The following is a 23,770-nucleotide window of genomic DNA, read 5'->3' on the forward strand; positions in this document are numbered from 1 at the left end:
CGGCCGGCACATTCGAACTTGAACCCAGAGGATAATCCATCATGGCTATTCCATCCGTTGCTGCGAATGCCTATCAGACGATGGCCCGCCTCGGACAGCAGGGTCAGGGGCTTGGCGGCGGCGAAGAGGCGGCCGGTGCCCTTACCCAGACACCGGATTTCGGCGGAATGGTGCGCGAAGCCGTCAGTTCCGTCGCCGATGCGGGGCAGAAGTCCGAAGGCATGGCCCTTGGGCTTGTCCAGGGCAAAGCTGACGTGGTTGATGTGGTGACCGCCATTGCGGAAACGGAAGTCGCGCTGGAAACGATGGTCTCCGTGCGTGACCGCGTGATTGCGGCCTACGAGGAAATCATGCGCATGTCGATCTGATGCCAGAGCGCGGCAGGACAAGGGGCTGACAGCCAGATGACCGGACCTGAGGTCATGGATATTGCCCGGGAGGGCATCTGGACTCTGGTGCTGGTCGCGGCTCCGGTGATGGTCGTCGGCCTTTTCGTCGGCGTCGTTGTCGCGCTGTTTCAGGCGCTGACCCAGATCCAGGAAATGACGCTGGTATTCGTCCCGAAAATCCTTGCGATCTTCGTGACGATGATCATCGCCTTTCCTTTCATGGGCAGTGTGCTGAACGCCTTCATGATGCGAATTTCCGAAATGATCCTGATGACCGGTCCGGGCTAGAGGGGAGGGGGATGTGACCATCCAGCTCTCTTTTCTGCCTGAGATGGCGGCAATCTTCATGCTGATGTTTGCCCGGCTCGGCACGCTTATGATGCTGCTGCCGTCTTTCAGCGAGCGCTCGATTCCGATGCGCTTGCGCCTGACGCTGGCCCTTTCCCTCACATTGCTGCTGTACCCCATGGCGTCCCGTCTGTATCCGGCAGGCCTGACCGAAAACATCAACCGTTTCGGGGTTATGCTTGCTGGAGAGTTCATCATCGGCTTCGCTGTTGGCCTGTGCGGACGCATGATCACCTCGGCCCTGACGACGGCTGGCGTCATCATCGCCAACCAGACAGGTCTGGCTTTCGCGCTCGGGTCTGACGTGACCAACTCCGGCCAGCAAGGCGCCTTGATCGGCAACTACCTGTCCATTCTCGCCGTCACGCTGATTTTCACCACGGATACCCATTATCTGATGATCGCGGCCCTGCACGACAGCTTCAGTCTGTTTCCGCCTGGCATCGTGCTGCCGGTGGGGGACTTTGCCCGGATGGCGCAGGAGACGGTGTCCGGGGTTTTCTCCATCGCCATGCGCATGAGCGCGCCCTTCATCGTGGTGGGGCTGGTCTTCTATTTTGGCCTTGGCCTTCTCAACAAGCTGATGCCCCAGATGCAGATCTTCTTCATCTCGGCACCGGTTGGCATTGCCATCGGCATCCTGCTTCTTTACGCGCTTCTGATCGCCATCATGAACAAGTACCTTGCGCATTTCACCGAGGCGATCGGCAAGTTTACAGGGGGGTAGGCCAGCCTGCCGGAGGCCGCCGTAACGTGGCTTCCGCCGGCGGGCTGATCACATTCAACACATCCGGGCATCCCGTTCCTTTTTCTCGGGGCGGAGGCTTCAGGGGAAACAATGTCTGACGAGACCGACGATTCGGAGAAAACCGAGGACCCCACGCAAAAACGCTTGCGAGAAGCGTTGGAGCGAGGGGATGTCGCAAAATCTCAGGAAGTCAGCACGTGGTTCACGCTTGCCGGAACCGCGATGGTCATTGCATTTCTGTCTCCTGGAATTGTCCGCGATCTCGGCGGCAAACTGAAATGGTACGTGGAGCATGCTGACGCCATTCCGGCAGACCGCGGAGGGCTGGTCGATCTGTGGACCAGCACCGGCTATGCAGTTGCTGCGGCCGTTGCGTTGCCGATGCTGGCCCTGCTGCTCATGGCGGTCATCGGAAACATGGTGCAGCACCAGCTGGTCTTTTCGGCAGAGTCCCTGAAGCCGAAATTTTCCAAGGTCTCGCCTGTGTCCGGCTTCAAGCGGCTGTTTTCCGCCGACAGCCTGATGAACTTCGTCAAGGGTCTTATCAAGATCACCATCGTCTCGGTGCTGATGGTGGCTGTGCTCTGGCCGGAGCGGGACATGGCCGAAGCCGTCATGTTCATGGACGAACTGATGATGATGGAGGAGACCCGGATTCTCTCCCTCAAGCTCATCGGTGCCATTCTTGCCGTCATGACCATCGTCGCCGCTGGCGATTTCCTCTGGCAGAAGACCAAGTGGTTCCAGAAGCAGAAAATGAGCCTGCGGGAGATCAAGGAAGAATACAAGCAGACGGAAGGTGATCCGGCGGTCAAGGGCAAGATCCGCCAGCTGCGTATGGAACGCAGCCGCCGCCGCATGATGAGCGCGGTGCCGCAGGCGACGGTCGTTGTCACCAACCCGACGCACTACTCTGTTGCACTCAAATATGAGGACGGGATGGGGGCTCCTCAGGTCGTCGCCAAGGGTGTTGACGCGGTCGCCTTGCGCATTCGGGAAATTGCGAAAGAGAACAAGGTGCCCATCGTTGAGAACCCGCCGCTGGCGCGTGCACTTTACGCAGCGACGGAAATCGATCAGTTCATCCCCGAAGAACACTTCAAGGCAGCGGCCGAGGTCATCGGCTTTGTCTACAGAATGCGGAAAACCCGGAGCTGGCGTGATAATTGACACCAGATCGGTTGAATTTAGCTGCGCGGGGCAGAATGCTGCATGAAAGACCGAATCCCGCCGGGCTGGAGGGAGAAGAGTGGTAATGAGTGACAGGGACTCACACATGGCAGAGCCGGTTGTCGACCGCGCGGAGCGGTCGGGAAGCATTGCCGCGCTGCTGCTTCTGGCCTTGGCCCTTCTGGGGGCGGCCACGGCCTTTGCGGTCATGGGCCGCGAGGCTGCAGAGCCCTATGTCCTGGCCCTGCTTGGCATTCTGGCTGTTGTCGGGGTTTTTTCCCTGTTTGCTGCAGCTATCGGCCTGTTGCGCTTTTCGACGCGCGGACGCGCCAGCCCGCTGGGTGGAGCCTTTCTCGACACATTGGAAGAAGGCGCGGTCGTCACTGACGTTGAAGGCCGCCTGATCTACGCGAACCAGGCCTATGCCGTGCTGACGGGCGCAGAGACTCCCGCTGAGGTGCGTACTATCGAGCGGGTGTTCTCCAGCGATCCGGATGCGGCCGATGTGATGTTCCGACTGTCCCAGGCCATGCGCGACGGGCGCAAGGCGCAGGAAGAGGTGCGGCTTCCCACGGCCCTGGACGGCGACGACAGCGGTGCCCGCTGGTACAGGGTGTCCGTGCGGCCCCTGCAGATCCCGCGCAAGGAGGGCGGTTCCGGCCGTCCGCTGATGGTCTGGCAGCTTGCAGACATCACCCGCGACCGCAGTGATCAGGAGAGCTCTTTCCAGGAGCTGCAGCGCGTCATCAATTTCCTTGATCATGCCCCAGCAGGCTTCTTCTCCTGCGACGCGCGTGGACGGATCGTCTATCTCAACGCCACGCTGGCCGATTGGCTTGGCTATGATCTGGCTCAGTTCCAGGCCGGTGAAGTGCTTCTGGCCGACATCATCCGGGGTGATGGTGCAGAGCTTGTGCGGTCTGTGCGCGGCTCGGCCGGTGAGGTGAAGAGCGAAACCTTCGACCTTGACCTTGTCACCCGCAATGGCCGGGGCCTGCCGGTGCGTCTGCTGCACCGGGTTCCCTTTGGCGCGGAAGGTGTTGCCGGTGACAGCCGCACGCTGGTGCTCAACCGCTCGCGCGGGGAAGAGGTGGCCGAGGCGTTGCGGGCGGCCGAAGTGCGCTTTGCGCGCTTCTTCAACAACACGCCGATTGCCATCGCCTCGCTGGATGCGGAGGGGCGTGTTCTGCGCACCAACGCGCCTTTCCTCCGGCTCTTTGGTCCGGTCGATATATCCGGCGCTGGTACCCGCATGCAGGATTTTGTCGGCGAGCATGGCCGGGAAGAACTGTCGCGGGCGCTCTCCGCTGCTGCCAAGGGCATCGGCGAGATTGCGCCGGTTGACCTGCCGCTGGCCAATGCCTCTGACGGGCGCTCTGCCACCTTCTACGTCTCTGCCGTGCAGGACGGGGAAGGGGACGGCGAGATGGCCATCGTCTACGCGCTGGAGACAACGCAGCAGCGGGCGCTGGAAGCCCAGTTCGCCCAGAGCCAGAAGATGCAGGCCATCGGCCAGCTGGCGGGCGGTGTGGCCCATGACTTCAACAACGTGCTCACCGCCATCATCGGCTTCTCCGACCTGCTGCTGGCGAGCCACAGGCCGACTGATCCGTCCTTCCAGGACATCATGAACATCAAGCAGAACGCGAACCGCGCCGCGGGCCTTGTCCGCCAGCTGCTGGCCTTCTCGCGCCGCCAGACCCTGCGCCCGCAGCAACTGGCGCTCAATGATGTGCTGGCCGACCTTGCCAACCTGCTAGACCGCCTGCTTGGTGAAAAGGTCGAGCTGAAGGTTGTGCATGGCCGCGACCTGTGGCCGGTGATGGCGGACGTGAACCAGCTGGAGCAGGTGATCGTCAATCTTGCGGTCAATGCGGGCGATGCCATGTCCGACGGCGGCCGCCTGACCATCCGCACCTCCAATGTCGGCGAGCAGGAATCCACACGCTTCGACAACACGCGCGGCATGCCCCCCGGCGAATATACGCTGATCGAGGTGGAAGACACCGGACACGGCATGACGCCGGAGATCATGGAAAAGATCTTCGAGCCCTTCTTCTCCACCAAGGAAGTGGGCAAGGGAACCGGCCTTGGCCTCTCCACCGTGTATGGTATCGTCAAGCAGACCGGCGGCTACATCTTTTGCTCGTCCGAAGTGGGCGTGGGAACGGTCTTCCGCATCTTCTTCCCGCGGCACATCCCCAAGGAACAGCCTGTCATCGAGAAGAAGATCATCGAGGACAGCGACAAGGTGAAGGACCTCACCGGCTCGGCCTCTATCCTGCTGGTGGAAGACGAGGAGGCCGTTCGCGCCTTTGCTGCCCGCGCACTGGCGTCACGCGGTTACACCGTCCATGAGGCAGGGTCCGGCACGGAAGCGCTGGAGGTGATGGAGGAAACCGGCGGCAGCATCGATCTGGTGGTGTCGGATGTGGTCATGCCGGAAATGGATGGCCCCTCGCTCTTGCGCGAATTGCGCAAGACACGGCCCGATCTCAAGATCATCTTCGTTTCGGGCTATGCGGAAGATGCCTTCGAGGAGAACCTGCCTGAGGGCGAGACCTTCTTCTTCCTGCCCAAACCCTTCACGCTCAAGCAGCTGGCTACGACCGTGAAGGACGTGCTGTCGAGCTGAGGCCATGGTCTGGCGGAGACGCGGTTCATCCTGGTCCCGTCTGGCTGGTTGAGCATGCAAGGCACATAAAAAAAGCGCGATGCGGAAGCCGCGCGCTTTTTTCTTTGATCTCTCCGCAAGCCAGAGAGCTGCGGTGGTTCGTCTTCAGCTGACGGGCAGGGCAGGGCAGCCGGAGGTCCGCTCGACGCGGGTCTTCAGGCCTTGAAGGCTCTGCATGGTGTTCGGGTTGCCGGGCAGAACGAAGCTCTGGGCAAGTGCTGTGCGGGCATTGTTGACGATGGCGATGTCCTGAACCGCCAGTGTGCGGCAAGCCTCGCCAGTGAAGCGCACGCGCACGCGGATGAGGCGGTCACCGTTGTCGGAGGGGCCGAATTCGGCGTCGAGTGCCGGGTTGGCTTCCGTCATCTTGCGCTCGATCACCACCATGTTGGCTTCATCCTGCACAACGGGCGTGCCACGCTCGGTGGCGCTGGCGATCAGGGCCATGCGCACCTGCTCCGGGCTGCCGGCAATAGAGAGGGACTGTGCACCCTGAGGCACAGTGAGCTGCGGCTGCGGTGGCAGGCTGGACTGCATGGGCTGCGGGCCGCTCGACTGGCAGGCCGCAAGTGCTGCGGCGAGGGCAGGGACGATGATCATCTGGCGCATGGCTGCGATCCTCAAGGTAATCATGTTCAGGCTCCGGCTAGCCTTAAACAGGCCACCAGTCCGGTTAACAAAGTCAGAACACATCTGGTTCCGTCACTCATAGATCGGAAAGGAGGCTTTGAAAGCTGGCTACGTCACAATCCACGCGGAAATTTGCCGCTTGATGTCTTTTTGTCTCAGACCGCCTCCCGGCGGGCCCGGCGGGCCCGGCGGGCCGGGAACCGGTCAGGGCCCCGCAGCGCCTGAGCCTTTCAAGGTGTAACGCACGCCTATCCCCGAGCCTGCGGTATCAGAATGTCTTCCCGGTGCGGAAGCCGCCGCCCTTGCCCATGACGCTTCCGGATGAGCCGGTGCGGAAGCCGCCGCTTCCGCGCGAGCTGCCGCCGCCAAGCCCCTGACCGGAAAAGCCGCCGCCAAACGAGCTGCTGCTGCGGCTGCCGGTATTCTGGCGCACATGTGACTTGCGGGCGCGGGTCCAGTAATCTGCGCCGCTGATGGCGCCCTTGACGAGCTCGCCCAGCAGGATTGTGGTCAGGTTGTCGTCCTTGAACGAGGAACCGTAATCGTCATAGCCGTTCTGGCGGAACTGCTGGGTCACCTTGGTCAGTTCCTCACGGCGGCGGGAAATGTCGCGCTGCAATTCCTTGTCCTGGCGGATCTCTCGGGTCAGATCCTCGATCTGCGCCTCGCAATCCTGCAGCTCGCGTACGATGGTATCATCTTCGCGAGAGGGGGTATCGATCGCCTTGCGCAAAAGCGTGTGCAGGTTCTCCCGCTGCAGGATCTTCGCAAGTTCTGCGGCAGCGGCCTGATAGCCTTCGTCCTCACCGTCGGTAAATGTCTGAAGCCTGGCCTGAAGGGCGGACAGTTCCGCCTCCTGTGCCTCAAGCTGGCTGTCCAGCTGCAAGAGAGCGTCCTGCAACCCGATGGCTTCCTCCTCGAGATCCCTGCCGGCGAGCCGTGCGAGCGTCTTGCGTTCCGACGCAGCAACCGCGTCCGCCGCTTCATCTGCCAGCTCATTGCAGCGGGCCGCATGAGCCGTCAGGCGCGGCGGGATCTCGGTCAGCATGGCATAGTTCGGCCGTGCCGTATCAAACCGGACGAGGCTGGCCACCCAGCGGTCGAGCGACCGCACAAGGCCTGAGTGGCTGTAGCCCGTGGTGCCGAAGCCGCGCTGCCATAGATACATGAACAGCGGGTCGTTTTCGTAGGCCTTACCCTTTTCCTCCCGGTCCGCTTCCGCCTGGAGGGCTTTTTCCGACGCGGCGGTGGCAGTGCGGGCGGCCTGTTCTGCCGCAGCCTTCAGTGCCTTGTGGGTTTCATCTGCCGCAAGGGCTTGGACAAGAGAGCCTTCCAGAGCATCGATCTGCTCAAGAATGGCAGCCCGGGCACCTGAGAGCTTGTCCCGTTCGCGCATATGTTCTGCCCGCTGGCTTTCCTTGAGGCGGACCTCTTCGGCCAGGAGTGCCAGATCGGCATTGCGGCGCTCCAGCAGCTGGCGTGCTGTGCGTGCTGCTCCTTCGAGATCGGCACCAAGGTTCTCGGCGTCCTCCGTTGCCATGCGGAACCTTGCAAGGTCCCGGAAGCCTTCGCTCATTTTCTCCGAAAGGGCCGCGATGGACCGCGTTGCCCGTTCTATACGATGGGCGAGTTCAGTCTCCTCGCGGCGCAGATCCGCAAGTGCCTGTTCGATGGCAGAGAGTGTCTGGCGTCCGCTCAGCATGGCTCAAGCCCCCGTTCCGGTGTCACCATTCAGTGATGGCTCCCTGTTCCACCGGCTTGCTCCACTCGATGCCGAGCTTGCCGCGCAGCTTTACGCCCAATTCTGCATCCTGCACGATGCCATCTTTCGCCTTGTCGTCGCGTACCGCATTGAAAACGCTGACAGGAACGCGCTGCGCCCAGATCATCACCGTCTTTTCCTTGCCGTCCTCCTCCGAGACGACACGCCGGGGCAGCGGCTTGCCATCGCTGCCGATTGCCTCCACCACCAGATAGGTGTTCTCGGCCGACTGGTTCACATCGGGAATGCGCGTCACGCCGGTCGGGACATCAGGGCGCGAGACAATGCGAACGGTGAATGCTGTTGCCAGCTCGCTGTCCAGTGCGGCCAGCTGGTCGCGCACCCGCCGTGCGTCGGCGGCATCGCCGCGTGCCAGAGCCCGCTCTCCATCTGCGGCAAGCCCAGCGGCCTGCACCTTGACCGCATCATCCAGAGCCGCTGCATTGATGGCAGCGGTCAGCCGTGTGATCTCCTCCGGTAAAGTCTGACCCAGCTCGGCCTGGAGAGCCTCAGCGGCTCTCTCACGCGGGGCAGTGACGAGGAAATGCCAGGCGGTCAGGGAAACCACGAGTGCTGTCAAAACGAACGCTGCCACACGGGCATAGCTCATGCGCCGGATGTAGAGCAGGGCCAGAAACCGTTGCAGCCCGGCCTTTGGCGGGGCATAGACGAAACGGTTTTCCTTGAGGCTCGCAACACCCTGCTTCAGAATGTGATCGGGCACATCAATGCCCTGCGAGGCATAAATGTCCCGCAGGCGGGCGATCAGCTGCGCATCACGGTCAGTTCCGCTCAGCTCGCGCTGAACAAGCGCCTCGTCATGGCGCAATGTGTCGACCACATCCATCGCCATCATCAGCTCGTCGAGCGGCTGACCTGCGGCCTTCTGCGTTGCGGCCATTCCAATCCTCCGGCCCGCTGGGGCTGGTTCATCAAGTCGTGTGCGCCGGCCGGCGTGTCAAGCCGGCCGGATGGGCTCAGCCCTTGATCAGGGCCTCACCGGCAGCAAGCTTTGCCAGGCGGCGCTTGCCATCTTCAACGGCGAGGCGGATTTCTTCGGAGTTTTTCGTCGACATCTCGCGCATCTCGTTGATGATCGCGCGCGAATTGACCTGGAAGTTGACCACGCTGTCCACCAGCTTCTTGACCGACGCTGCCTGTACCGTGGGACCGTAACCGGCCTTCAGCGCAGCCTCCTGCACGGCATCGCCGATTTCGGCCAGCGTCTCGAGGCTCTTGTTGACGCCGTCCTTCATGGCATTCAGCGTTTCGGTCGATTCATGCAGGCCCTGCAGGCCGGTGAACGACGCGTTGAGGGCCGTCAGAACTGACTCATTGGTGGAGAAGAAGCTGACCGACTGGGCATAGACCCGTTCCTTGGCGTTGGTCGTCTGCATCAGACGCGCCATGATCACTTCGGACGTGTTGTAGCCGATAGTCAGATTGTCAGAGAGATCCTTGGCGACCTGATAGCGCTTTTCCTCGTCCTGCATCTCGCGCATGCGCTCGTCGCGGGTGAGCTCCAGCCTTGCCTTCGCAGCGAGGTCCTCGCCGCTGAAGGCCGTGACTTCCGCCGATGCAGCCTCAAGCGACGCCTTGGCGGCATTCAGCTTTGCGGTGGCGGTGTTGAGCACTTCCAGTGCAAGAACCTCTGCCTGCTTCAGCGCGCCGCGATAGTCGCGGTAGGCATTGAGGATGGTCTGTTCGCGCTGGATCTGCTCCTTCGTGTCCTTCGCGACCTCCAGATACGTCTTGCGGATATCGTCGAAGCGGTCGGAAATGGTGCCGCGGCGCATGTCGCGCCACCGGTTGGACAGACCTTCCATGAAGGAAATCTTGCCATCGGCCAGCTGGTCCACCATGGCCTTGGCGTCGTCGCGGATCGAATTGAAGGCGTCCGTGACCGCTTCATAGCGCTCACCAATGGTCATGGCAGCAATCTGGGTACGGACGATTTCGTTGAAGGTGGACGCCTGGCCGAGCGTGCGGGTGATGACGGCAATCTTGTCCGGAGACAGATCGGAAATCTGCTCCAGCAGGGCGTTGATCGGCGCATCGGCCTGCGTTTCGGGCATAAGGCCCAGATCCCTGAGGGCGCCGACGGCCCGGTCGAGATACTGCAGCGGGCTCTTGCTCTGTGCCTCGGTCATCGTCTTCCTCCTGCATCTGTGCCCCGCCGGAGGATCCGGCAGGCCTTCTGCTTGTTGCAACCAAATAGGTCAGGCTGATGACAGCAAGTCAACGCAAAGACCTGCGGGGTCATGATAATCCGCCCGCCCTGTCACATGAAGGCGACAGGGCGGGCAGGGGTCATGTTACGTATAGTTACTTTGCAGCCGCGAGAGCCACGGCAATGGCGGCTGCAAGGCGGGCATTGTTGCGCACCAGCGCGATATTGGTGACGAGGCTGCGGCCCTTTGTCAGTTCGAAGATATGGCCCAGCACGAAGGGTGTGACGGCCTTGCCCCGCACGTCGCGCCGGGCAGCCTCGGCAATGGCCGCGTCAATATACTGGCCCATCTCGCCGCGGCTGATCTCGCTGTCTGCCGGTACCGGATTGGCGATGAGTACGCCGCCGTGGCCGCCGAACAGCTGACGCGCCTTGATCAGACGGGCGATATCCTCCGCGCTATCCATCCGGTAGGGCGCTGGCAGGCCGCTCTCGCGCGACCAGAAGGCGGGCACTTCGTCCGTACCATAAGCGACAACCGGCACGCCGCGCGTTTCCAGCACTTCCAGCGTCTTCGGGATATCGAGCAGGGCCTTGGCCCCGGCGCAGACAACGCAGACCGGCGTGCGGGAAAGCTCGTCCAGATCGGCAGAGATATCGAAGCTGGTTTCAGCCCCCTTGTGCACGCCGCCGATGCCGCCCGTGGCAAAGACGCTGATTCCGGCAGCTTCCGCCGCCATCATGGTTGCCGCCACCGTGGTGGAACCCGGACGGCCTGTCGCCACCGCAATGGCCAGATCGGCGCGCGAGCACTTCATCACGTTCTTTTCCTGCCCCAGCCGGTCAAGGTCTGCGGCATCAAGGCCGATGCGGATGCGCCCGTCGAGCACGGCAATCGTTGCCGGAACGGCACCCGCCGCACGGATGTCGGCTTCCACCTGACGTGCCGTCTCCACATTCTGCGGGAAGGGCATGCCGTGGGTGATGATGGTCGATTCCAGCGCCACAATGGGCTTGCCGGCAGCGCGGGCGGCCTGAACCTCGGCGGAATAGACGAGAAGATCCGCAAGGCTTGCGGGCAGCGGGGTGGAGGTCGGCATGTTCTTTCCTCAAGGCTTGCGGCCGGTGCCGGACCATTGGAGGGCGGCTCGGCGCTGAAAGGGGGTGGCTTCGATCACGCCCAAGGGGCGTGCGTACCGGTTGGTGTTCTTATAGACCTGCGGGTGCCGGAGGTTCAACGTGGGGCAGAGGCTGACGGCTGTGCGTCAAGCGCCGCCCAGCTCAGCCCTGCCGCCACTGCGCCGGTGACGGCAAGCGTCATGGCGGCTGCTGCAAGGCCCTTCTCGAGGCTTTCGGGTAGCGGCAGGCCGCGGGCGATGCCCGCGAGCGTTCCGGCCATCAGTGCGTCGCCCGCGCCGGTCACGTCATGGACCATGGCTGGAGGCGGCGTTAGGAAGCCTCTTGTCCCGCCTTTTGACCAGAAGAGCGGCTTTGCACCTGCAGTGATCACCACGGACTTGCTGCCAAAGGCATGCAGGGCGGAGCCGAGTTCTTCCTGCGGGGCGTCAGGATCAAGGCCCGTGAGGCGTGCGGCCTCGCCACGGTTGACGAAGAGAATATCGAGCCGGGGCAGGACGGGGCGAAGCCGTGCCGCCTTGGCATTCGACACCGCATCGGCCACCAGCAGTCTGTCACCAGAGGCTTGAGCCAACGCTTCGAGCACGGCCTGGGGCAGGTTTGCCTCGATGAACCAGAGGCCAGCCGCGCGTGCTGCAGGCGAGAGATCACGTGCGAGCGTGGCATTAAGGCTGTCGGTGATATCCGTGTCAACCACGGCTGCAGCCAGTGAGCCATCCGGATCATGCAGGGCCACGTAACGGCCGGTTGGCAAAGGCAGGGTTCGCACGCCAAAGAGGTTGAGGCCCTCGCGCCCCAGAATGCTGCGCAGCGCCGCGCCGTCACCGTCATCGCCCAAGGCGCCGTTCAGTGCCACCGGCACGCCGAGCTTCGCAAGGCCGCGCGCCACGTTGGTGGCAACGCCGCCGGGCATGCCCCGCATGGTGGACGGGGTGGAGGTTTCGCGCTGGATGGGCTCTTTCGCATGGGCGATCAGGTCAAGATGAATGGCGCCGAAGCAGGCCGCCGGGGCCGCTTTCTGGACTGTTCCGTTCATTGCCGTATCTCCTTGTAAGGCCCGCTCCGGTGGAATGAGGCGGTGCCGGCGTCCGCCCGGCCGTTCCACAGGGCTGCCGCTGCTGCTGTGCAGGGCGGAAACCATATGCCAGCGATTCTGCAAACCTGCCAGCCTGCTTGCGAAGCTACGTGAAAAGAACGGCTTGCGGAAGGCTGAGAAAGGCGTGAACATACACGGAACTCATTGACGAAAAACGATAAAAAACAATATTGTAAAAGATCTTGGCAAATTGGAACAAAGAGGGTACAAAAGCTCAGTTTGAAACGGCGGGTCCATCGTGGAATAAGGAGCCTCGCAGATGTCTCAGAGTTCACTTCGCCTTGTAGAGAGCAGCCAGATGGACAAGACCAAAGCGCTGGATGCAGCGCTCTCACAGATCGAACGGGCCTTCGGTAAGGGCTCCATCATGCGCATGGGGCAAGGGCAGGTGGTTGAGGTCCAGACGGTCTCTACCGGCTCCCTCGGCCTTGATATTGCGCTGGGCATCGGCGGATTGCCGAAGGGCCGTATCGTTGAGATCTACGGCCCGGAATCCTCGGGCAAGACGACGCTCGCGCTGCATACCATTGCCGAGGCTCAGAAGTCCGGCGGCATCTGCGCCTTCGTGGATGCGGAACATGCGCTGGATCCGATCTATGCCCGCAAGCTGGGCGTCAATCTGGACGACCTGCTGATCTCGCAGCCCGATGCCGGTGAACAGGCGCTGGAGATTGCCGACACGCTGGTGCGCTCCGGTGCCATCGACATTCTGGTGGTGGACTCCGTTGCTGCCCTGACGCCGAAGGCGGAACTGGAAGGCGAGATGGGCGACAGCCTGCCGGGCATGCAGGCGCGCCTGATGAGCCAGGCGCTGCGCAAGCTCACGGCCTCCATCTCCAAGTCGAACTGCATGGTGATCTTCATCAACCAGATCCGCATGAAGATCGGCGTCATGTTCGGCTCGCCTGAAACCACGACGGGCGGCAACGCGCTGAAGTTCTATGCCTCCATCCGCCTCGACATCCGCCGCATCGGCTCCATCAAGGACAGGGAAGAGGTTGTCGGCAACCAGACCCGCGTCAAGGTGGTGAAGAACAAGCTGGCGCCTCCGTTCCGTCAGGTCGAATTCGACATCATCTACGGTGAAGGCGTGTCCAAGTCTGGTGAGCTGGTGGACCTGGGTGTCAAGGCGAACATCGTCGAGAAGTCCGGTGCCTGGTTCTCCTACAACAGCCAGCGCCTCGGCCAGGGGCGTGAGAACGCCAAGCAGTTCCTGCGCGACAATCCGGCCATTGCCGACGAGATCGAACTGGCCATCCGCCAGAACGCCGGTCTGCTGGCTGAAGCCATCACAACCGGTGAAAGCGGCGACGAAGACGCCGAGGACTGATATTCTTTTGCCGCCACAGGCGGCGGATAAAATATACCTTGTGCCGGAAGGCTTTGAAGACCCGCATTTCGCGGGTCTTCTGCTGTCTGGAGGGATGCTGTCCGCCCGTGCCGGCTTTCTGCTTCTGCCGGCAAGTGCCAAATGCAGACGCAGCAGCAGCCTCGCTTCTGGACAGGCCGAAGGGTGAAAGATAAAAGGCATTGAATTGCTTGCGCGGAAAAGGCCGGGTCAAGGGTGCAGGAGAGTGTCCCCGCCGGAGATATCCCGCGCTGCCGATGGATCGAGAGCGAGACCTAGATGAGCGGCGTAAACGAGATCAGATCAGCGTTTCTGGAATATTTTGCCAAGAATGGCCACCAGGTCGTGGAATCGAGCCCCCTGGTGCCGCGCAACGACCCGACGCTCATGTTCACCAACGCGGGCATGAACCAGTTCAAGAACGTGTTCACCGGCCTGGAGAAGCGCGATTACGACCGCGCCGTAACGGCTCAGAAGGTGGTGCGTGCTGGCGGCAAGCATAATGATCTCGACAATGTGGGCTATACCGCCCGCCATCACACCTTTTTCGAGATGCTGGGCAACTTCTCCTTCGGTGACTATTTCAAGGAGCGGGCCATCGAGCTGGCCTGGAACCTGATCACCAAGGAATACGGCCTGCCGAAGGAGCGCCTCATCGTCACCGTTTATTCGGAAGATGACGAGGCTCACGGGCTTTGGAAGAAGGTTGCCGGTCTTTCCGACAGCAAGATCATCCGCATCCCGACCTCCGACAACTTCTGGACCATGGGCGACACCGGTCCTTGCGGTCCCTGCTCGGAAATCTTCTACGATCACGGCGACCATATCTGGGGCGGCCCTCCGGGTTCTGCCGAAGAAGACGGCGACCGCTTCATCGAGATCTGGAATCTCGTGTTCATGCAATACGAGCAGACTCCGGAAGGCCGCTTCAACCTGCCGCGTCCGTCGATCGACACCGGCATGGGGCTGGAGCGTGTGGCTGCCGTGCTGCAGGGCGTGCATGACAACTATGACATCGACCTGTTCCGAGCCCTGATTTCGGCTTCCGTCAATGCGACGGGCGTTGAGGCGGATGGGGCAGCCCGTTCGAGCCATCGCGTCATCGCCGACCACCTGCGTTCCTCCTGCTTCCTGATTGCCGATGGCGTTCTGCCGTCGAACGAAGGGCGTGGCTATGTCCTGCGCCGCATCATGCGCCGCGGCATGCGCCATGCGCATCTGCTTGGCGCGCGCGAGCCGCTGATGTGGAAGCTGGTGCCTGCGCTGATCCGCGAGATGGGCCGCGCCTATCCGGAGCTGGTGCGTGCCGAGGCTCTCATCACCGAAACACTCCGTCTTGAGGAAACCCGTTTCCGCAAGACGTTGGAGCGCGGCCTTGGCCTTCTCGACACGGCAACCGCTGACCTCAGCAAGGGCGGCGAGCTGGACGGCGAGACTGCCTTCAAGCTCTACGACACCTATGGCTTCCCGCTGGACCTGACGCAGGACGCCCTGCGCGCCCGTGGCATCACCGTGGATACGGACGGTTTCTCCGCCGCCATGGAGCGCCAGAAGGCTGAGGCCCGCGCGGCATGGGCCGGCTCCGGCGAAAGCGCCACGGATACGGTCTGGTTCGCGCTCAAGGAAAAGTGCGGCGCCACTGAATTCCTCGGCTACGAGACCGAGCAGGCGGAAGGCGCCGTTCTGGCGCTGGTTGCCGATGGCAAGGAAACGGACAAGCTGACGGCCGGCCAGACGGGTTTCGTCATCCTCAACCAGACACCGTTCTATGGCGAGTCCGGCGGTCAGGTGGGCGACACGGGCGTCATGAAGGCTGCTGGCGTGCGTCTGAAGGTTACCGAGACCCAGAAGAAGGCCGATGGGCTCTTCATTCATGCGGTGACGGTGGAAGAGGGCACGGTGACTGTTGGTCTTGGTGTTGAGCTGATGGTGGATCATGCCCGCCGCAGCAATATCCGCTCCAACCACTCGGCCACTCACCTCCTGCATGAAGCCCTGCGTGAAGTGCTGGGCTCGCATGTGGCGCAGAAGGGCTCTCTGGTCACGCCAGACCGCCTGCGCTTCGACTTCTCCCATCCCAAGCCGATTGACGATGCGGAGCTGAAGCAGGTCGAGGCAATCGCCAATGAGATCATCCTGCAGAATGCGCCGGTCGACACGCGCCTGATGGCGGTGGACGAGGCGATCGAAAGCGGTGCAACGGCGCTCTTTGGCGAAAAATATGGCGAAGAAGTGCGTGTGGTTTCCATGGGCACGGCGCTGCATGGGCAGAAGGCTGGCAAGACCTATTCGGTTGAGCTTTGCGGCGGCACGCATGTGAAGCGCACCGGCGACATCGGCCTCGTGCGCCTCGTCTCGGAAGGTGCAGTTGCCGCCGGCGTGCGCCGTCTGGAAGCGCTGACCGGCGAAGCTGCCCGTGCCTATCTCGACGAGCAGGACACCCGCGTCCGCGAGATCGCGTCCATCCTGAAGGTGGGCGCGGGCGAGATCACGGCCCGCGTTGCCCAGCTGCTGGACGAGCGCAAGCGCATGGAAAAGGAACTCTCCGAAGCGCGCAAGAAGCTCGCCATGGGCGGGGGCGCCTCCGGTGGTGCAGACCAGCCGCGCGAGATCAACGGCGTCAAGTTCCTCGGCCGTGCGCTGGATGGCATTCCGGCCAAGGACCTGAAAGGCATGGTCGACGAAAGCCGCACCGCACTCGGCTCCGGCATCGTTGCGCTGATCTCGGTTTCCGAAGACGGCAAGGGCAGCGCAGTGGTTGGTGTCAGCGAAGACCTGACCTCGCGGTTCAGTGCGGTGGATCTGGTGCGCATCGCCTCCGAAGCCCTTGGCGGCAAGGGCGGTGGCGGCCGTCCGGACATGGCGCAGGCGGGTGGCCCGGACGGAAGCAAGGCTGCCGACGCTCTGGCGGCAATCGAGGCTGCCATCGCAGGCTGACGTCCGGCCAGTTACAGTGCCGGGGTGATTTGGAATCCGGCAGTGCGGCAAAGTGCCTCCTGAGAGGCCGATGCCGGACTGTCGGTGCCATTTGTTTTGAAATAATTGATTTTTTACCTGTAGCGTGGCTGGGCTTTTATAAGGCTCCAGATGCTGACGCATCACGCCTTGAGTTTGTTCAGGCGCCGCCCGGGCTTGGCCAACGCCTTATGAGATCAGTTCATTGCGAGTTGGAAGTGCCGGGTCGCGTTTCTGGAGGTGCCCTTGGAGCTGCTTTTTTCAGTGCCTGCGATACTGCTTGGTCTTTCCGGCGTCTATGCGGTGTTCATGCTGACGCTGGCTGCAGCTGTCGTGCGCTATCCTGGCACCACATATCTGCGCCTCTGGTTTGCTGTTTTCCTGCTGGCATCGGCTGGCAGTACCTGCATCGCCTTGCGGGGGGCAGTGCCTTTGGGCGTAAGCGATAACGTTGGCTTTGGCCTCATCGTCGTTGCACTGGGTTTTGTCTGGCTCGGCATGCGGGCCTTTTTCGGCCGGCACGTGCCTTATCTGCTGCCTGTCATGGCTGCCCTCGGTGTTGTTCCGCTCAGCCATTTCCTTGATGAAAGTCAGGATCTGGCCGCGCTCTGGCGCATGGTCTACGCTCTGGCAATCGCCGGTCTCTTTTATCTCCTGACGGCGTCAGAACTGCGGCGGAGTATTCGTGAAGAGGGTCTGCCTTCGGCGCGCGCGGCTGCCGCGGTCTATACCAGCCTCTCCATCGTTCATCTTGGGGCCTTGCCGCTGCCTTTTCTCTTCCCTGTCCGGTTCGATGGCTTCATTCCCAGATCCGACTGGCTGTTCGTGCTTGTTTTTCTGTCGTTGATGCACACTGTCGCAGCTGTGTTCTTGGGTATCGTCCTGTCGAACGAGCGCATGGCCAAGGCCATGCGTCATCTCGCGGATACGGATGAGCTGACGGGACTGCCAAACCGGCGAGCCTTCCTGCGGCAGGTCGAGCAATCGCTGGCAACGGGGGCAGGCGGCACGCTGCTCATTGCTGACATCGATCATTTCAAGCAGATCAATGACCGCCATGGCCACCAGTGCGGCGATGCTGTGCTGAAGAGTTTCGCGGCCATGCTGGAGCAGCTTGCCGGAGAGCGGCTGTTCGCTGCCCGCATCGGTGGAGAAGAATTCGGTGTTTTCCTGCCCGGTCTGACAGGGCCGCATCTGGATCTGCTGGCAGCCCAGCTTTGCCGTGCCGCTGCCGTGTTGCAGATGGAACATGCCGGAAAGGTCATTCCGGTGACGATCAGCACCGGTGTGGCCGATACCTCTGGCTCCAATGCTTCTTATGAACAGCTGTTTGCCGAGGCTGACCGGGCGCTTTATCTTGCCAAACGGTCGGGCCGGAATTGCTTCCGCCGTCTCCCTCAGATCCGTCTGGTGCATGAAACCAGTGCGGGGGAAAGCGCAGAGAATGGCACCGGAGAACGCCATCTCGCCTGAACTCAAGGCGTCCTGTTTAGGCGGGGGCGCTGGTCAATCCTGAGCAGCTTTCACTTTTGCCGGCCAGCCTCCGAGCCAGGCGCGCTGGCTGGCGGCGTCCCGCAGGGGCGGAGCCAGGAAATAGCCCTGCGCATAAGTGCAGCCCGCGCCTTTCAGGAAGGCCAGCTGCCGCTCATCCTCGACACCTTCCGCGACAATGCTGATCCCGAGGCCTTTTGCCAGATTGATCATGGTTTCCACAATCACGGCATCCTGATGAGAGGTCGTGACGCGTGTGATGAAAGACCGGTCGATCTTTACGCCGGTGACCGGAAACTGGCGCAGATGTGTCAGTGAGGCAAAGCCGGTGCCGAAGTCATCGAGCGACAGCTGAAATCCCAGGTCATGCAGGCTCTCAAGGGTTTTGCCGATCTGGTATGCGGAGCGGTCGATCAGCACGGTTTCAGTGATCTCGAGCACAAGCCTGTCCGGGGTCAGGCCGTGGCGGACAAGGCTCTCGTGCAGCATGGCGGGCAGGTTGTCGCATTTCAGTTGGGCGAGACCCAGGTTGACTGACAGCGTGCCGGCGCAAAGACCGCCGTGTTCGAGGGCAGCAAAGCTCTGGCAGCTCTTCTCAAAAAGCTCCTGCCCGAGTGCCAGCCCCATTCCGGCGTCTTCCGCAATGGCGACAAACTCGAAGGGCGGCATGTCTTCCCCTTGCCAGTTCCAGCGGGCAAGGCTTTCAAAGCCGTGGTGCCGGCCGGTGGAAATGTTGACGATGGGCTGCAGGGCGACGGAGATGTTCCCGGCCAGAAGAGCCTCGGCAAGGGCAGTCTTGACCTCGGCGACACGGTGCAGCCTGCGCCCGAGTTGCTCATCGAACAAGGTCCAGCCGTTGCGTCCGTTCTCCTTTGTCTTGTAGAGGGCGCTGTCGGCGTTCTTGAACAGCTCGTCAACGGTGGTGCCATCACGCGGGAAAAGCGCAATGCCCATCGAGATACCGGGCCGGAGTATCCGGTTTCCGGCTGGCATCTCCTTTGTCAGAGCCTTGTGCAGCGCGTTGGCGACCACCTCGCAAGCCTCTTCGCGCTCGAAGCCGGTGACGAGTACCGCGAATTCGTCTCCGCCAAGCCGGGCAACGGTATCCTCAGTGCGAAGGGTCTGGCGCAGGCGCTTGGCAACCGTCTTGAGCACCTGATCTCCGGCATCATGGCCAAGCGTGTCGTTGATGGACTTGAAGTGGTCAACGTCAATCAGAATCAGAGCGCCCATCCGGTCTGACGACCGGAAGCCCTTGAGCGTCCGCTGAAGGGCGGCGATGAGGACGCTGCGATTGGCAATGCCTGTGAGGGAATCCGTCTCGGCAGTCTGGCGTACAGCCACTTCTGCGGCCTTCAGGGCGGTGACATCGGTCCTGACGCCGACAATGTTGCCGGAGGCAGACTTGCGTTCGCGCACGTGCAGCCAGCGCCCGTTCGGCAGCTTCTGGATCAGGGCCTTGCCGGGCGGGTTGCGGTGATTGGCAAGGCGTGTGCGCAGCCACTTTTCCTTCTCTTCAGGCGTCGTCCCGGCATCCAGATATTGTCCGGCCTCCAGCCCGTAGCGCAGGATGGCCTCGAATTTCTCTCCAAGCCTGATAGCTGGTGCCGAATGGCTGTAAAGGTCCTTGTAGGCTGCGTTGAAGAGGATGAGGCGGTCTTCGCTGTTATAGGCGGCAAGCGCATCAGGAATAGCTTCCAGCACGTCATCAAGCAGCGCCCGGGCCTGGTCGGCTTCGTTCTGGGCTGTCATCCAGGGGGTGTTGTTGACCGCAAGCCCGACTGCCCCGGTCACCTTTCCCTCTTTCAGCAGTGGAACGAGAACGGTCTCGATATACTGCTTTCCATCCCGCGTCGTTACGTAGCGGCTGTAGCGGATGCGCTCTCCCTTGAGGGCGCGCTCATGATACTGGCGCCAATCGTCTGCCTGATCTTCAGGTACCCAGGTTTCCACGGCCTGCTTGCCGGTCAGATCGCCATAAGTGGCAATATCTACGCTGTTCTGGAAGACATATGCCCCCTTGGCATTCAGGATCCACGCGCCGTACGGCAAGCCTTCAAGAAGCTGGCAGAGGTCTATATCTGCTGTACCGGGATCCATCACCTGCATGTCTTGCTCTCGTGCCGCCTTTGTGAGGTGCCGGGATCAGCATGCGTGCGCTTTGAAAACGTTTCGTTAAACGGATGAATTGCTATTTCATGAAAGGTCAGAAAAATGAGCTACTTACTTTGATTGCCTGAAGCCAGGCCGAGTAAAGCCATATCGATGTGTCTGTTTGCCGGCTTGTTCTGGGCCGGTGTCTGCCAGTCTGTATCCGGTGATTTATGGCTCTCTTTGGAGGCCGCGTATTAAGACTGGCCAGAGCTGCAACTGATAGAAGTTACATGGAGCTGGAATATTCTGTAAGGGCCAGCTCGCACCGGATTTTACTCTTCCTGCCGGAGCCTCATGTGCTCCGGCAGGAAGAGGTTCCGGCGTTTTGCGCCGCCCCTCAGTTGATGACGGGCAGGAGTCCGTTCGGCAGCTGGTCGTAGAGCGGCTGTCCCAGCCAGTAGACATCCGTCGGCCCGATGGCGAAGTCGACCACGTACCAGTCGCCGTCCACTTCCCGCTGCAGGACGAAAAGCCCGGGGCCGTCGGCGTATTCCATTTCCCCGGCAATCAGTGTCTTGCTGAGGTCGATCTCCTTCCCGCCGGGGCGCTGAGGGTCGAGGATGGCGAAAGCCCAGCCATCGGCAACACGCATATGACGGACGGAGAACTCGACCGGTGCGCCAACGCGCACTTCCATGATCGGGCGGGCAGAATCGAGAATGGCCTTGCGCTCATCGCTGCCGCGTTCGGGCTCATAGGCCTTTTCGGCCATCGCGGGAGCCGTCATCATTGTGGGAAGAATGGTGCCGGTGGCGAGGGAAAGGGGCAGGACAGCCTGAAACAGGGTGGCTGCCAGAAGGTGCCGCAGCTTCGCGCCGGGGCTCTGAAAGGATCGCATCGAAAAAGAACTCTCTGCAAACGGAGTACATGACCCTGTCACTCTGGCAGAGCCCGCATTATCCGTGCCCGATCGGCATGGAAATTTCCAGTGTTCCTGGGGGCAGCATACTGCGTTCGCACCTGACCGCAGGGGGGGAACACAAACGGCCCGGGGGAGGCCCGGGCCGTTCAATATCTTGTCTTGCTACCGGAAAGGCTCAGGCCGCCATGGCCTTCTGCAGGTTGCTCTCGATCTTGTCGAGGAAGCCGGTGGTGGTCAGCCAGTTCTGGTCCGGACCGACGAGCAGGGCGAGGTCCTTGGTCATGAAGCCGGCTTCCACCGTTTCGATGCAGACCTTTTCCAGCGTCTGGGCGAAGTTTGCCAGTTCCGCATTGCCGTCCAGCTTGGCCCGGTGGGCAAGGCCGCGAGTCCAGGCGAAGATCGAGGCGATCGGGTTGGTGGAGGTCTGCTCGCCGCGCTGGTGCTGGCGGAAGTGGCGGGTGACGGTGCCGTGGGCGGCTTCCGCTTCCACCGTCTTGCCATCCGGCGTCATCAGCACGGATGTCATCAGGCCCAGCGAGCCGAAGCCCTGCGCTACGATGTCCGACTGCACGTCGCCGTCATAGTTCTTGCAGGCCCAGACATAGCCGCCCGACCACTTCAGGGCCGACGCGACCATGTCGTCGATCAGGCGGTGTTCGTACCAGATCTTCTTTTCTGCATAGGCGTCCTTGAACTCCTTGTCGAAGACCTCCTGGAACAGGTCCTTGAAGCGGCCGTCATAGGCCTTCAGGATCGTGTTCTTGGTGGAGAGATAGCAGGGCACGCCGCGCTGCAGGGCGTAGTTGAAGGAGGCGCGGGCAAAATCGATGATGCTGTCATCGAGATTGTACATGGCCATGGCGACGCCGGCGGACGGGGCATCATAGACCTCGTGCTCGATGACGCTGCCGTCCTCGCCCTTGAAGGTGATCGTCAGCTTGCCCTTGCCGGGGAAGCGGAAGTCTGTGGCGCGGTACTGGTCGCCGAAGGCATGGCGGCCAACGATGATCGGCTGGGTCCAGCCGGGCACCAGACGCGGCACATTGCGGATGATGATCGGCTCGCGGAAGATGACGCCGCCCAGAATGTTGCGGATGGTGCCGTTCGGCGACTTCCACATCTTCTTCAGGCTGAATTCCTCGACGCGGGCTTCATCGGGGGTGATCGTCGCACATTTGACGCCAACGCCGTGCTTCTTGATGGCATTGGCCGCATCGATGGTGATCTGGTCACCGGTTTCGTCGCGCTTCTGGATCGACAGGTCGTAATAGTCGAGATCGATATCCAGATAGGGGAAGATGAGCTTGTCCTTGATGAACTGCCAGATGATGCGGGTCATCTCGTCGCCATCGATATCGACGACCGGGTTCGCTACCTTGATCTTTGCCATGGGTTCTGGGCCTCGTCTGGGTTGCGGAAACTGGATTGTGTTCGCGTGTATACGATTTTGATGCCGGTCAGGCAAGCGGCGATTTCCCGCTGATCCTGCCACTTGCCGGCACATATCTGAAGGAACCATAGCCATGCTTCTTGCTGTTTGCACGACAACGGAGGCGAAAGAGGAAGCGCGGACGATCGCCCGTGCCGCCGTGGAGGCCGGGCTGGCGGCCTGTGTGCACATGGAGGAGATCACCAGCCTCTATATGTGGGACGGCAAGGTCAATGAGGGCGGGGAGGTGCGCCTGACGATGAAGACGGCAGCGGAGGCCTATCCCGCTCTCGAAGCCCTCATTCAGCGCCTCCATTCCTACGACCTGCCTGCGGTCTATGCCTTCGAGGTGGTGAAAGGCAGCCCGGCCTATATGGAGTGGGTACGCGAGCAGGTGCCGGTTCGGGAGTGATGCCGAATGAGATGACATTTATTCAGGTAGATTCCTTTGACAACTCTTTTTATCTGACTTAAGTCAGGTAAATCATGTTGAACGATATCTCCCGTTTCCGCCGTTTCAGCCGTGCCGTCACTTCCGAGGTGGGCGCGCTGGACACGTCATTTCTTGGCCGTGGCCGCCCGCTGGGTGCGGCCCGTGTTCTCAACGCCATCGGGCATGGCCGCACGGATGTGGCGGACGTGCGGTCCTATCTCGGGCTCGACTCCGGGCTGATGAGCCGTCTTCTCCGCTCCCTGGAGGAGGAGGGGATGATCGAGGTCTTGCCGGACCCGGATGATGCCCGCAAACGCCGGGCGCAGCTGACTGCCGCCGGGCAGGCAGAGTTCGAGATCTACGAGAACCTGTCCGACGAGCGTGCCGAACGGCTGCTGCAAAGCCATGCCCATCCTCAGGCCCTGCTGGAGGCCATGGATCTGATTGCCTCGGCGCTGGGGCGTGAGCGCTGGAGCTTCGAGGAAGTGGACCCGCGCTCTGAAACCGCACGCTACTGCCTTGAGCAATACTATGCCGAGCTGGACCGGCGGTTCGAGGGCGGCTTTCAGGTGTCGCTGTCTGCAGATCCGGACGCGCAAAGTATGATGCGGCCCAAGGGCGCGTTCTTTGTCACTCTCTCGGACGGCATGCCTTTGGGCTGCGCCGGGCTCAAGGGCACCAACAAAGGCTATGCGGAGATCAAGCGCCTGTGGGTCTCGCCTGCCGCCCGTGGCCTTGGCCTTGCCCGCAAGCTGATGGCGAAGACCGAAGAGGCCGCAAGGGAGTTGGGCATCAGCCTGCTGCGCCTAGATACGAACAAGGCTTTGCCCGAGGCGGTCAATTTCTATCGCAAGGAAGGCTGGACCGAAATCGGCCGCTTCAACGATGATCCCTATCCGGATTTCTTCTTCGAAAAGCGGCTTTGATACTTAAAAAAGGGCGGCCCGGTGGACCGCCCCTTCTGCATTCAAAGT

Annotated in this window: 19 protein-coding genes; 10 read left to right on the forward strand and 9 right to left on the reverse strand. The window is 61.7% G+C overall.

Annotated features, from left to right (window positions below):
• Window positions 1-41: 41 nt before the first annotated feature.
• From fliE to cckA, 5 genes are all read left to right on the forward strand, one after another.
• Entirely contained in the window at window positions 42-368 is a 327-nt protein-coding gene (gene fliE / locus V6L75_RS18870; RefSeq protein WP_334253026.1) for a flagellar hook-basal body complex protein FliE, read from the forward strand.
• A gap of 36 nt (window positions 369-404) precedes the next feature.
• Window positions 405-677 carry a flagellar biosynthesis protein FliQ gene (fliQ, locus tag V6L75_RS18875; RefSeq protein WP_334253027.1) on the forward strand — a complete coding sequence of 91 codons (273 nt, stop codon included), beginning with the start codon at window positions 405-407 and terminating at the stop codon, window positions 675-677.
• A gap of 13 nt (window positions 678-690) precedes the next feature.
• Window positions 691-1,464 carry a flagellar biosynthetic protein FliR gene (fliR, locus tag V6L75_RS18880; RefSeq protein ID WP_334253028.1) on the forward strand — a complete coding sequence of 258 codons (774 nt, stop codon included), beginning with the start codon at window positions 691-693 and terminating at the stop codon, window positions 1,462-1,464.
• 111 nt (window positions 1,465-1,575) lie between these two features.
• Window positions 1,576-2,655 (forward strand): flagellar biosynthesis protein FlhB, encoded by a 1,080-nt coding sequence (flhB, locus tag V6L75_RS18885; protein ID WP_334253029.1) that lies wholly within the window; start codon window positions 1,576-1,578, stop codon window positions 2,653-2,655.
• Window positions 2,656-2,740: 85 nt separating this feature from the next.
• Window positions 2,741-5,290: a cell cycle histidine kinase CckA gene (gene cckA, locus V6L75_RS18890; protein ID WP_334253030.1), complete on the forward strand. Its 2,550-nt coding sequence runs from the start codon at window positions 2,741-2,743 to the stop codon at window positions 5,288-5,290.
• Window positions 5,291-5,434: 144 nt separating this feature from the next.
• Here the strand turns inward: cckA and V6L75_RS18895 are convergent, their stop codons facing one another.
• The 6 genes from V6L75_RS18895 to V6L75_RS18920 all read right to left on the reverse strand — a co-directional run bounded on the left by V6L75_RS18895 (window position 5,435) and on the right by V6L75_RS18920 (window position 12,064).
• Window positions 5,435-5,962: a hypothetical protein gene (locus V6L75_RS18895; protein ID WP_334253031.1), complete on the reverse strand. Its 528-nt coding sequence runs from the start codon at window positions 5,960-5,962 to the stop codon at window positions 5,435-5,437.
• A gap of 265 nt (window positions 5,963-6,227) precedes the next feature.
• Window positions 6,228-7,661 (reverse strand): coiled-coil domain-containing protein, encoded by a 1,434-nt coding sequence (locus tag V6L75_RS18900; RefSeq protein WP_334253032.1) that lies wholly within the window; start codon window positions 7,659-7,661, stop codon window positions 6,228-6,230.
• 22 nt (window positions 7,662-7,683) lie between these two features.
• A complete protein-coding gene (locus V6L75_RS18905) occupies window positions 7,684-8,622 on the reverse strand; it encodes a DUF6384 family protein (protein WP_334253033.1) in 939 nt (312 codons plus the stop codon).
• A 76-nt stretch (window positions 8,623-8,698) separates the two neighbouring features.
• The gene (locus tag V6L75_RS18910) at window positions 8,699-9,871 is read right to left on the reverse strand and encodes a cell surface protein (protein ID WP_334253034.1); all 1,173 of its coding nucleotides are present in this window, start codon (window positions 9,869-9,871) and stop codon (window positions 8,699-8,701) included.
• A gap of 175 nt (window positions 9,872-10,046) precedes the next feature.
• On the reverse strand, window positions 10,047-10,991 hold the full coding sequence (locus tag V6L75_RS18915) for a pseudouridine-5'-phosphate glycosidase (protein WP_334253035.1): 945 nt from the start codon (window positions 10,989-10,991) through the stop codon (window positions 10,047-10,049).
• Between the two features lie 134 nt (window positions 10,992-11,125).
• Window positions 11,126-12,064 carry a PfkB family carbohydrate kinase gene (locus V6L75_RS18920; RefSeq protein ID WP_334253036.1) on the reverse strand — a complete coding sequence of 313 codons (939 nt, stop codon included), beginning with the start codon at window positions 12,062-12,064 and terminating at the stop codon, window positions 11,126-11,128.
• A gap of 319 nt (window positions 12,065-12,383) precedes the next feature.
• On the opposite strand from V6L75_RS18920, the gene recA reads away from it, so the two are divergent.
• The 3 genes from recA to V6L75_RS18935 all read left to right on the forward strand — a co-directional run bounded on the left by recA (window position 12,384) and on the right by V6L75_RS18935 (window position 17,900).
• Entirely contained in the window at window positions 12,384-13,454 is a 1,071-nt protein-coding gene (gene recA, locus V6L75_RS18925; protein ID WP_334253037.1) for a recombinase RecA, read from the forward strand.
• 297 nt (window positions 13,455-13,751) lie between these two features.
• On the forward strand, window positions 13,752-16,409 hold the full coding sequence (alaS, locus tag V6L75_RS18930; protein WP_334253038.1) for an alanine--tRNA ligase: 2,658 nt from the start codon (window positions 13,752-13,754) through the stop codon (window positions 16,407-16,409).
• A gap of 282 nt (window positions 16,410-16,691) precedes the next feature.
• A complete protein-coding gene (locus V6L75_RS18935) occupies window positions 16,692-17,900 on the forward strand; it encodes a GGDEF domain-containing protein (protein WP_334253039.1) in 1,209 nt (402 codons plus the stop codon).
• Between the two features lie 33 nt (window positions 17,901-17,933).
• Here the strand turns inward: V6L75_RS18935 and V6L75_RS18940 are convergent, their stop codons facing one another.
• From V6L75_RS18940 to V6L75_RS18950, 3 genes are all read right to left on the reverse strand, one after another.
• The gene (locus V6L75_RS18940; protein WP_334253040.1) at window positions 17,934-20,027 is read right to left on the reverse strand and encodes a sensor domain-containing protein; all 2,094 of its coding nucleotides are present in this window, start codon (window positions 20,025-20,027) and stop codon (window positions 17,934-17,936) included.
• 382 nt (window positions 20,028-20,409) lie between these two features.
• Window positions 20,410-20,910: a hypothetical protein gene (locus tag V6L75_RS18945; protein WP_334253041.1), complete on the reverse strand. Its 501-nt coding sequence runs from the start codon at window positions 20,908-20,910 to the stop codon at window positions 20,410-20,412.
• 199 nt (window positions 20,911-21,109) lie between these two features.
• Window positions 21,110-22,324 (reverse strand): NADP-dependent isocitrate dehydrogenase, encoded by a 1,215-nt coding sequence (locus tag V6L75_RS18950; protein WP_334253042.1) that lies wholly within the window; start codon window positions 22,322-22,324, stop codon window positions 21,110-21,112.
• A gap of 133 nt (window positions 22,325-22,457) precedes the next feature.
• Here V6L75_RS18950 and cutA point away from each other — a divergent pair, with 133 nt between their 5' ends.
• The gene (gene cutA / locus V6L75_RS18955) at window positions 22,458-22,775 is read left to right on the forward strand and encodes a divalent-cation tolerance protein CutA (protein ID WP_334253043.1); all 318 of its coding nucleotides are present in this window, start codon (window positions 22,458-22,460) and stop codon (window positions 22,773-22,775) included.
• Window positions 22,776-22,849: 74 nt separating this feature from the next.
• Window positions 22,850-23,722: a bifunctional helix-turn-helix transcriptional regulator/GNAT family N-acetyltransferase gene (locus tag V6L75_RS18960; protein WP_334253044.1), complete on the forward strand. Its 873-nt coding sequence runs from the start codon at window positions 22,850-22,852 to the stop codon at window positions 23,720-23,722.
• Window positions 23,723-23,770: the final 48 nt, after the last annotated feature.

It is taken from the genome of Pannonibacter anstelovis (assembly GCF_036881715.1).
Classification (GTDB): domain Bacteria; phylum Pseudomonadota; class Alphaproteobacteria; order Rhizobiales; family Stappiaceae; genus Pannonibacter; species Pannonibacter anstelovis.

What these genes read in the sequence shown, in the direction of transcription:
- V6L75_RS18950 (WP_334253042.1), bottom strand. Translation starts at nt 22,324, where the DNA reads ATGGCAAAGATCAAGGTAGCGAACCCGGTCGTCGATATCGATGGCGAC.
- V6L75_RS18900 (WP_334253032.1), bottom strand. Translation starts at nt 7,661, where the DNA reads ATGCTGAGCGGACGCCAGACACTCTCTGCCATCGAACAGGCACTTGCG.
- V6L75_RS18905 (WP_334253033.1), bottom strand. Translation starts at nt 8,622, where the DNA reads ATGGCCGCAACGCAGAAGGCCGCAGGTCAGCCGCTCGACGAGCTGATG.
- V6L75_RS18920 (WP_334253036.1), bottom strand. Translation starts at nt 12,064, where the DNA reads ATGAACGGAACAGTCCAGAAAGCGGCCCCGGCGGCCTGCTTCGGCGCC.
- flhB (WP_334253029.1), top strand. Translation starts at nt 1,576, where the DNA reads ATGTCTGACGAGACCGACGATTCGGAGAAAACCGAGGACCCCACGCAA.
- alaS (WP_334253038.1), top strand. Translation starts at nt 13,752, where the DNA reads ATGAGCGGCGTAAACGAGATCAGATCAGCGTTTCTGGAATATTTTGCC.
- fliE (WP_334253026.1), top strand. Translation starts at nt 42, where the DNA reads ATGGCTATTCCATCCGTTGCTGCGAATGCCTATCAGACGATGGCCCGC.
- V6L75_RS18895 (WP_334253031.1), bottom strand. Translation starts at nt 5,962, where the DNA reads ATGATTACCTTGAGGATCGCAGCCATGCGCCAGATGATCATCGTCCCT.
- recA (WP_334253037.1), top strand. Translation starts at nt 12,384, where the DNA reads ATGTCTCAGAGTTCACTTCGCCTTGTAGAGAGCAGCCAGATGGACAAG.
- V6L75_RS18940 (WP_334253040.1), bottom strand. Translation starts at nt 20,027, where the DNA reads ATGCAGGTGATGGATCCCGGTACAGCAGATATAGACCTCTGCCAGCTT.
- V6L75_RS18945 (WP_334253041.1), bottom strand. Translation starts at nt 20,910, where the DNA reads ATGCGATCCTTTCAGAGCCCCGGCGCGAAGCTGCGGCACCTTCTGGCA.
- cutA (WP_334253043.1), top strand. Translation starts at nt 22,458, where the DNA reads ATGCTTCTTGCTGTTTGCACGACAACGGAGGCGAAAGAGGAAGCGCGG.
- V6L75_RS18910 (WP_334253034.1), bottom strand. Translation starts at nt 9,871, where the DNA reads ATGACCGAGGCACAGAGCAAGAGCCCGCTGCAGTATCTCGACCGGGCC.
- V6L75_RS18915 (WP_334253035.1), bottom strand. Translation starts at nt 10,991, where the DNA reads ATGCCGACCTCCACCCCGCTGCCCGCAAGCCTTGCGGATCTTCTCGTC.
- V6L75_RS18960 (WP_334253044.1), top strand. Translation starts at nt 22,850, where the DNA reads ATGTTGAACGATATCTCCCGTTTCCGCCGTTTCAGCCGTGCCGTCACT.
- fliQ (WP_334253027.1), top strand. Translation starts at nt 405, where the DNA reads ATGACCGGACCTGAGGTCATGGATATTGCCCGGGAGGGCATCTGGACT.
- cckA (WP_334253030.1), top strand. Translation starts at nt 2,741, where the DNA reads ATGAGTGACAGGGACTCACACATGGCAGAGCCGGTTGTCGACCGCGCG.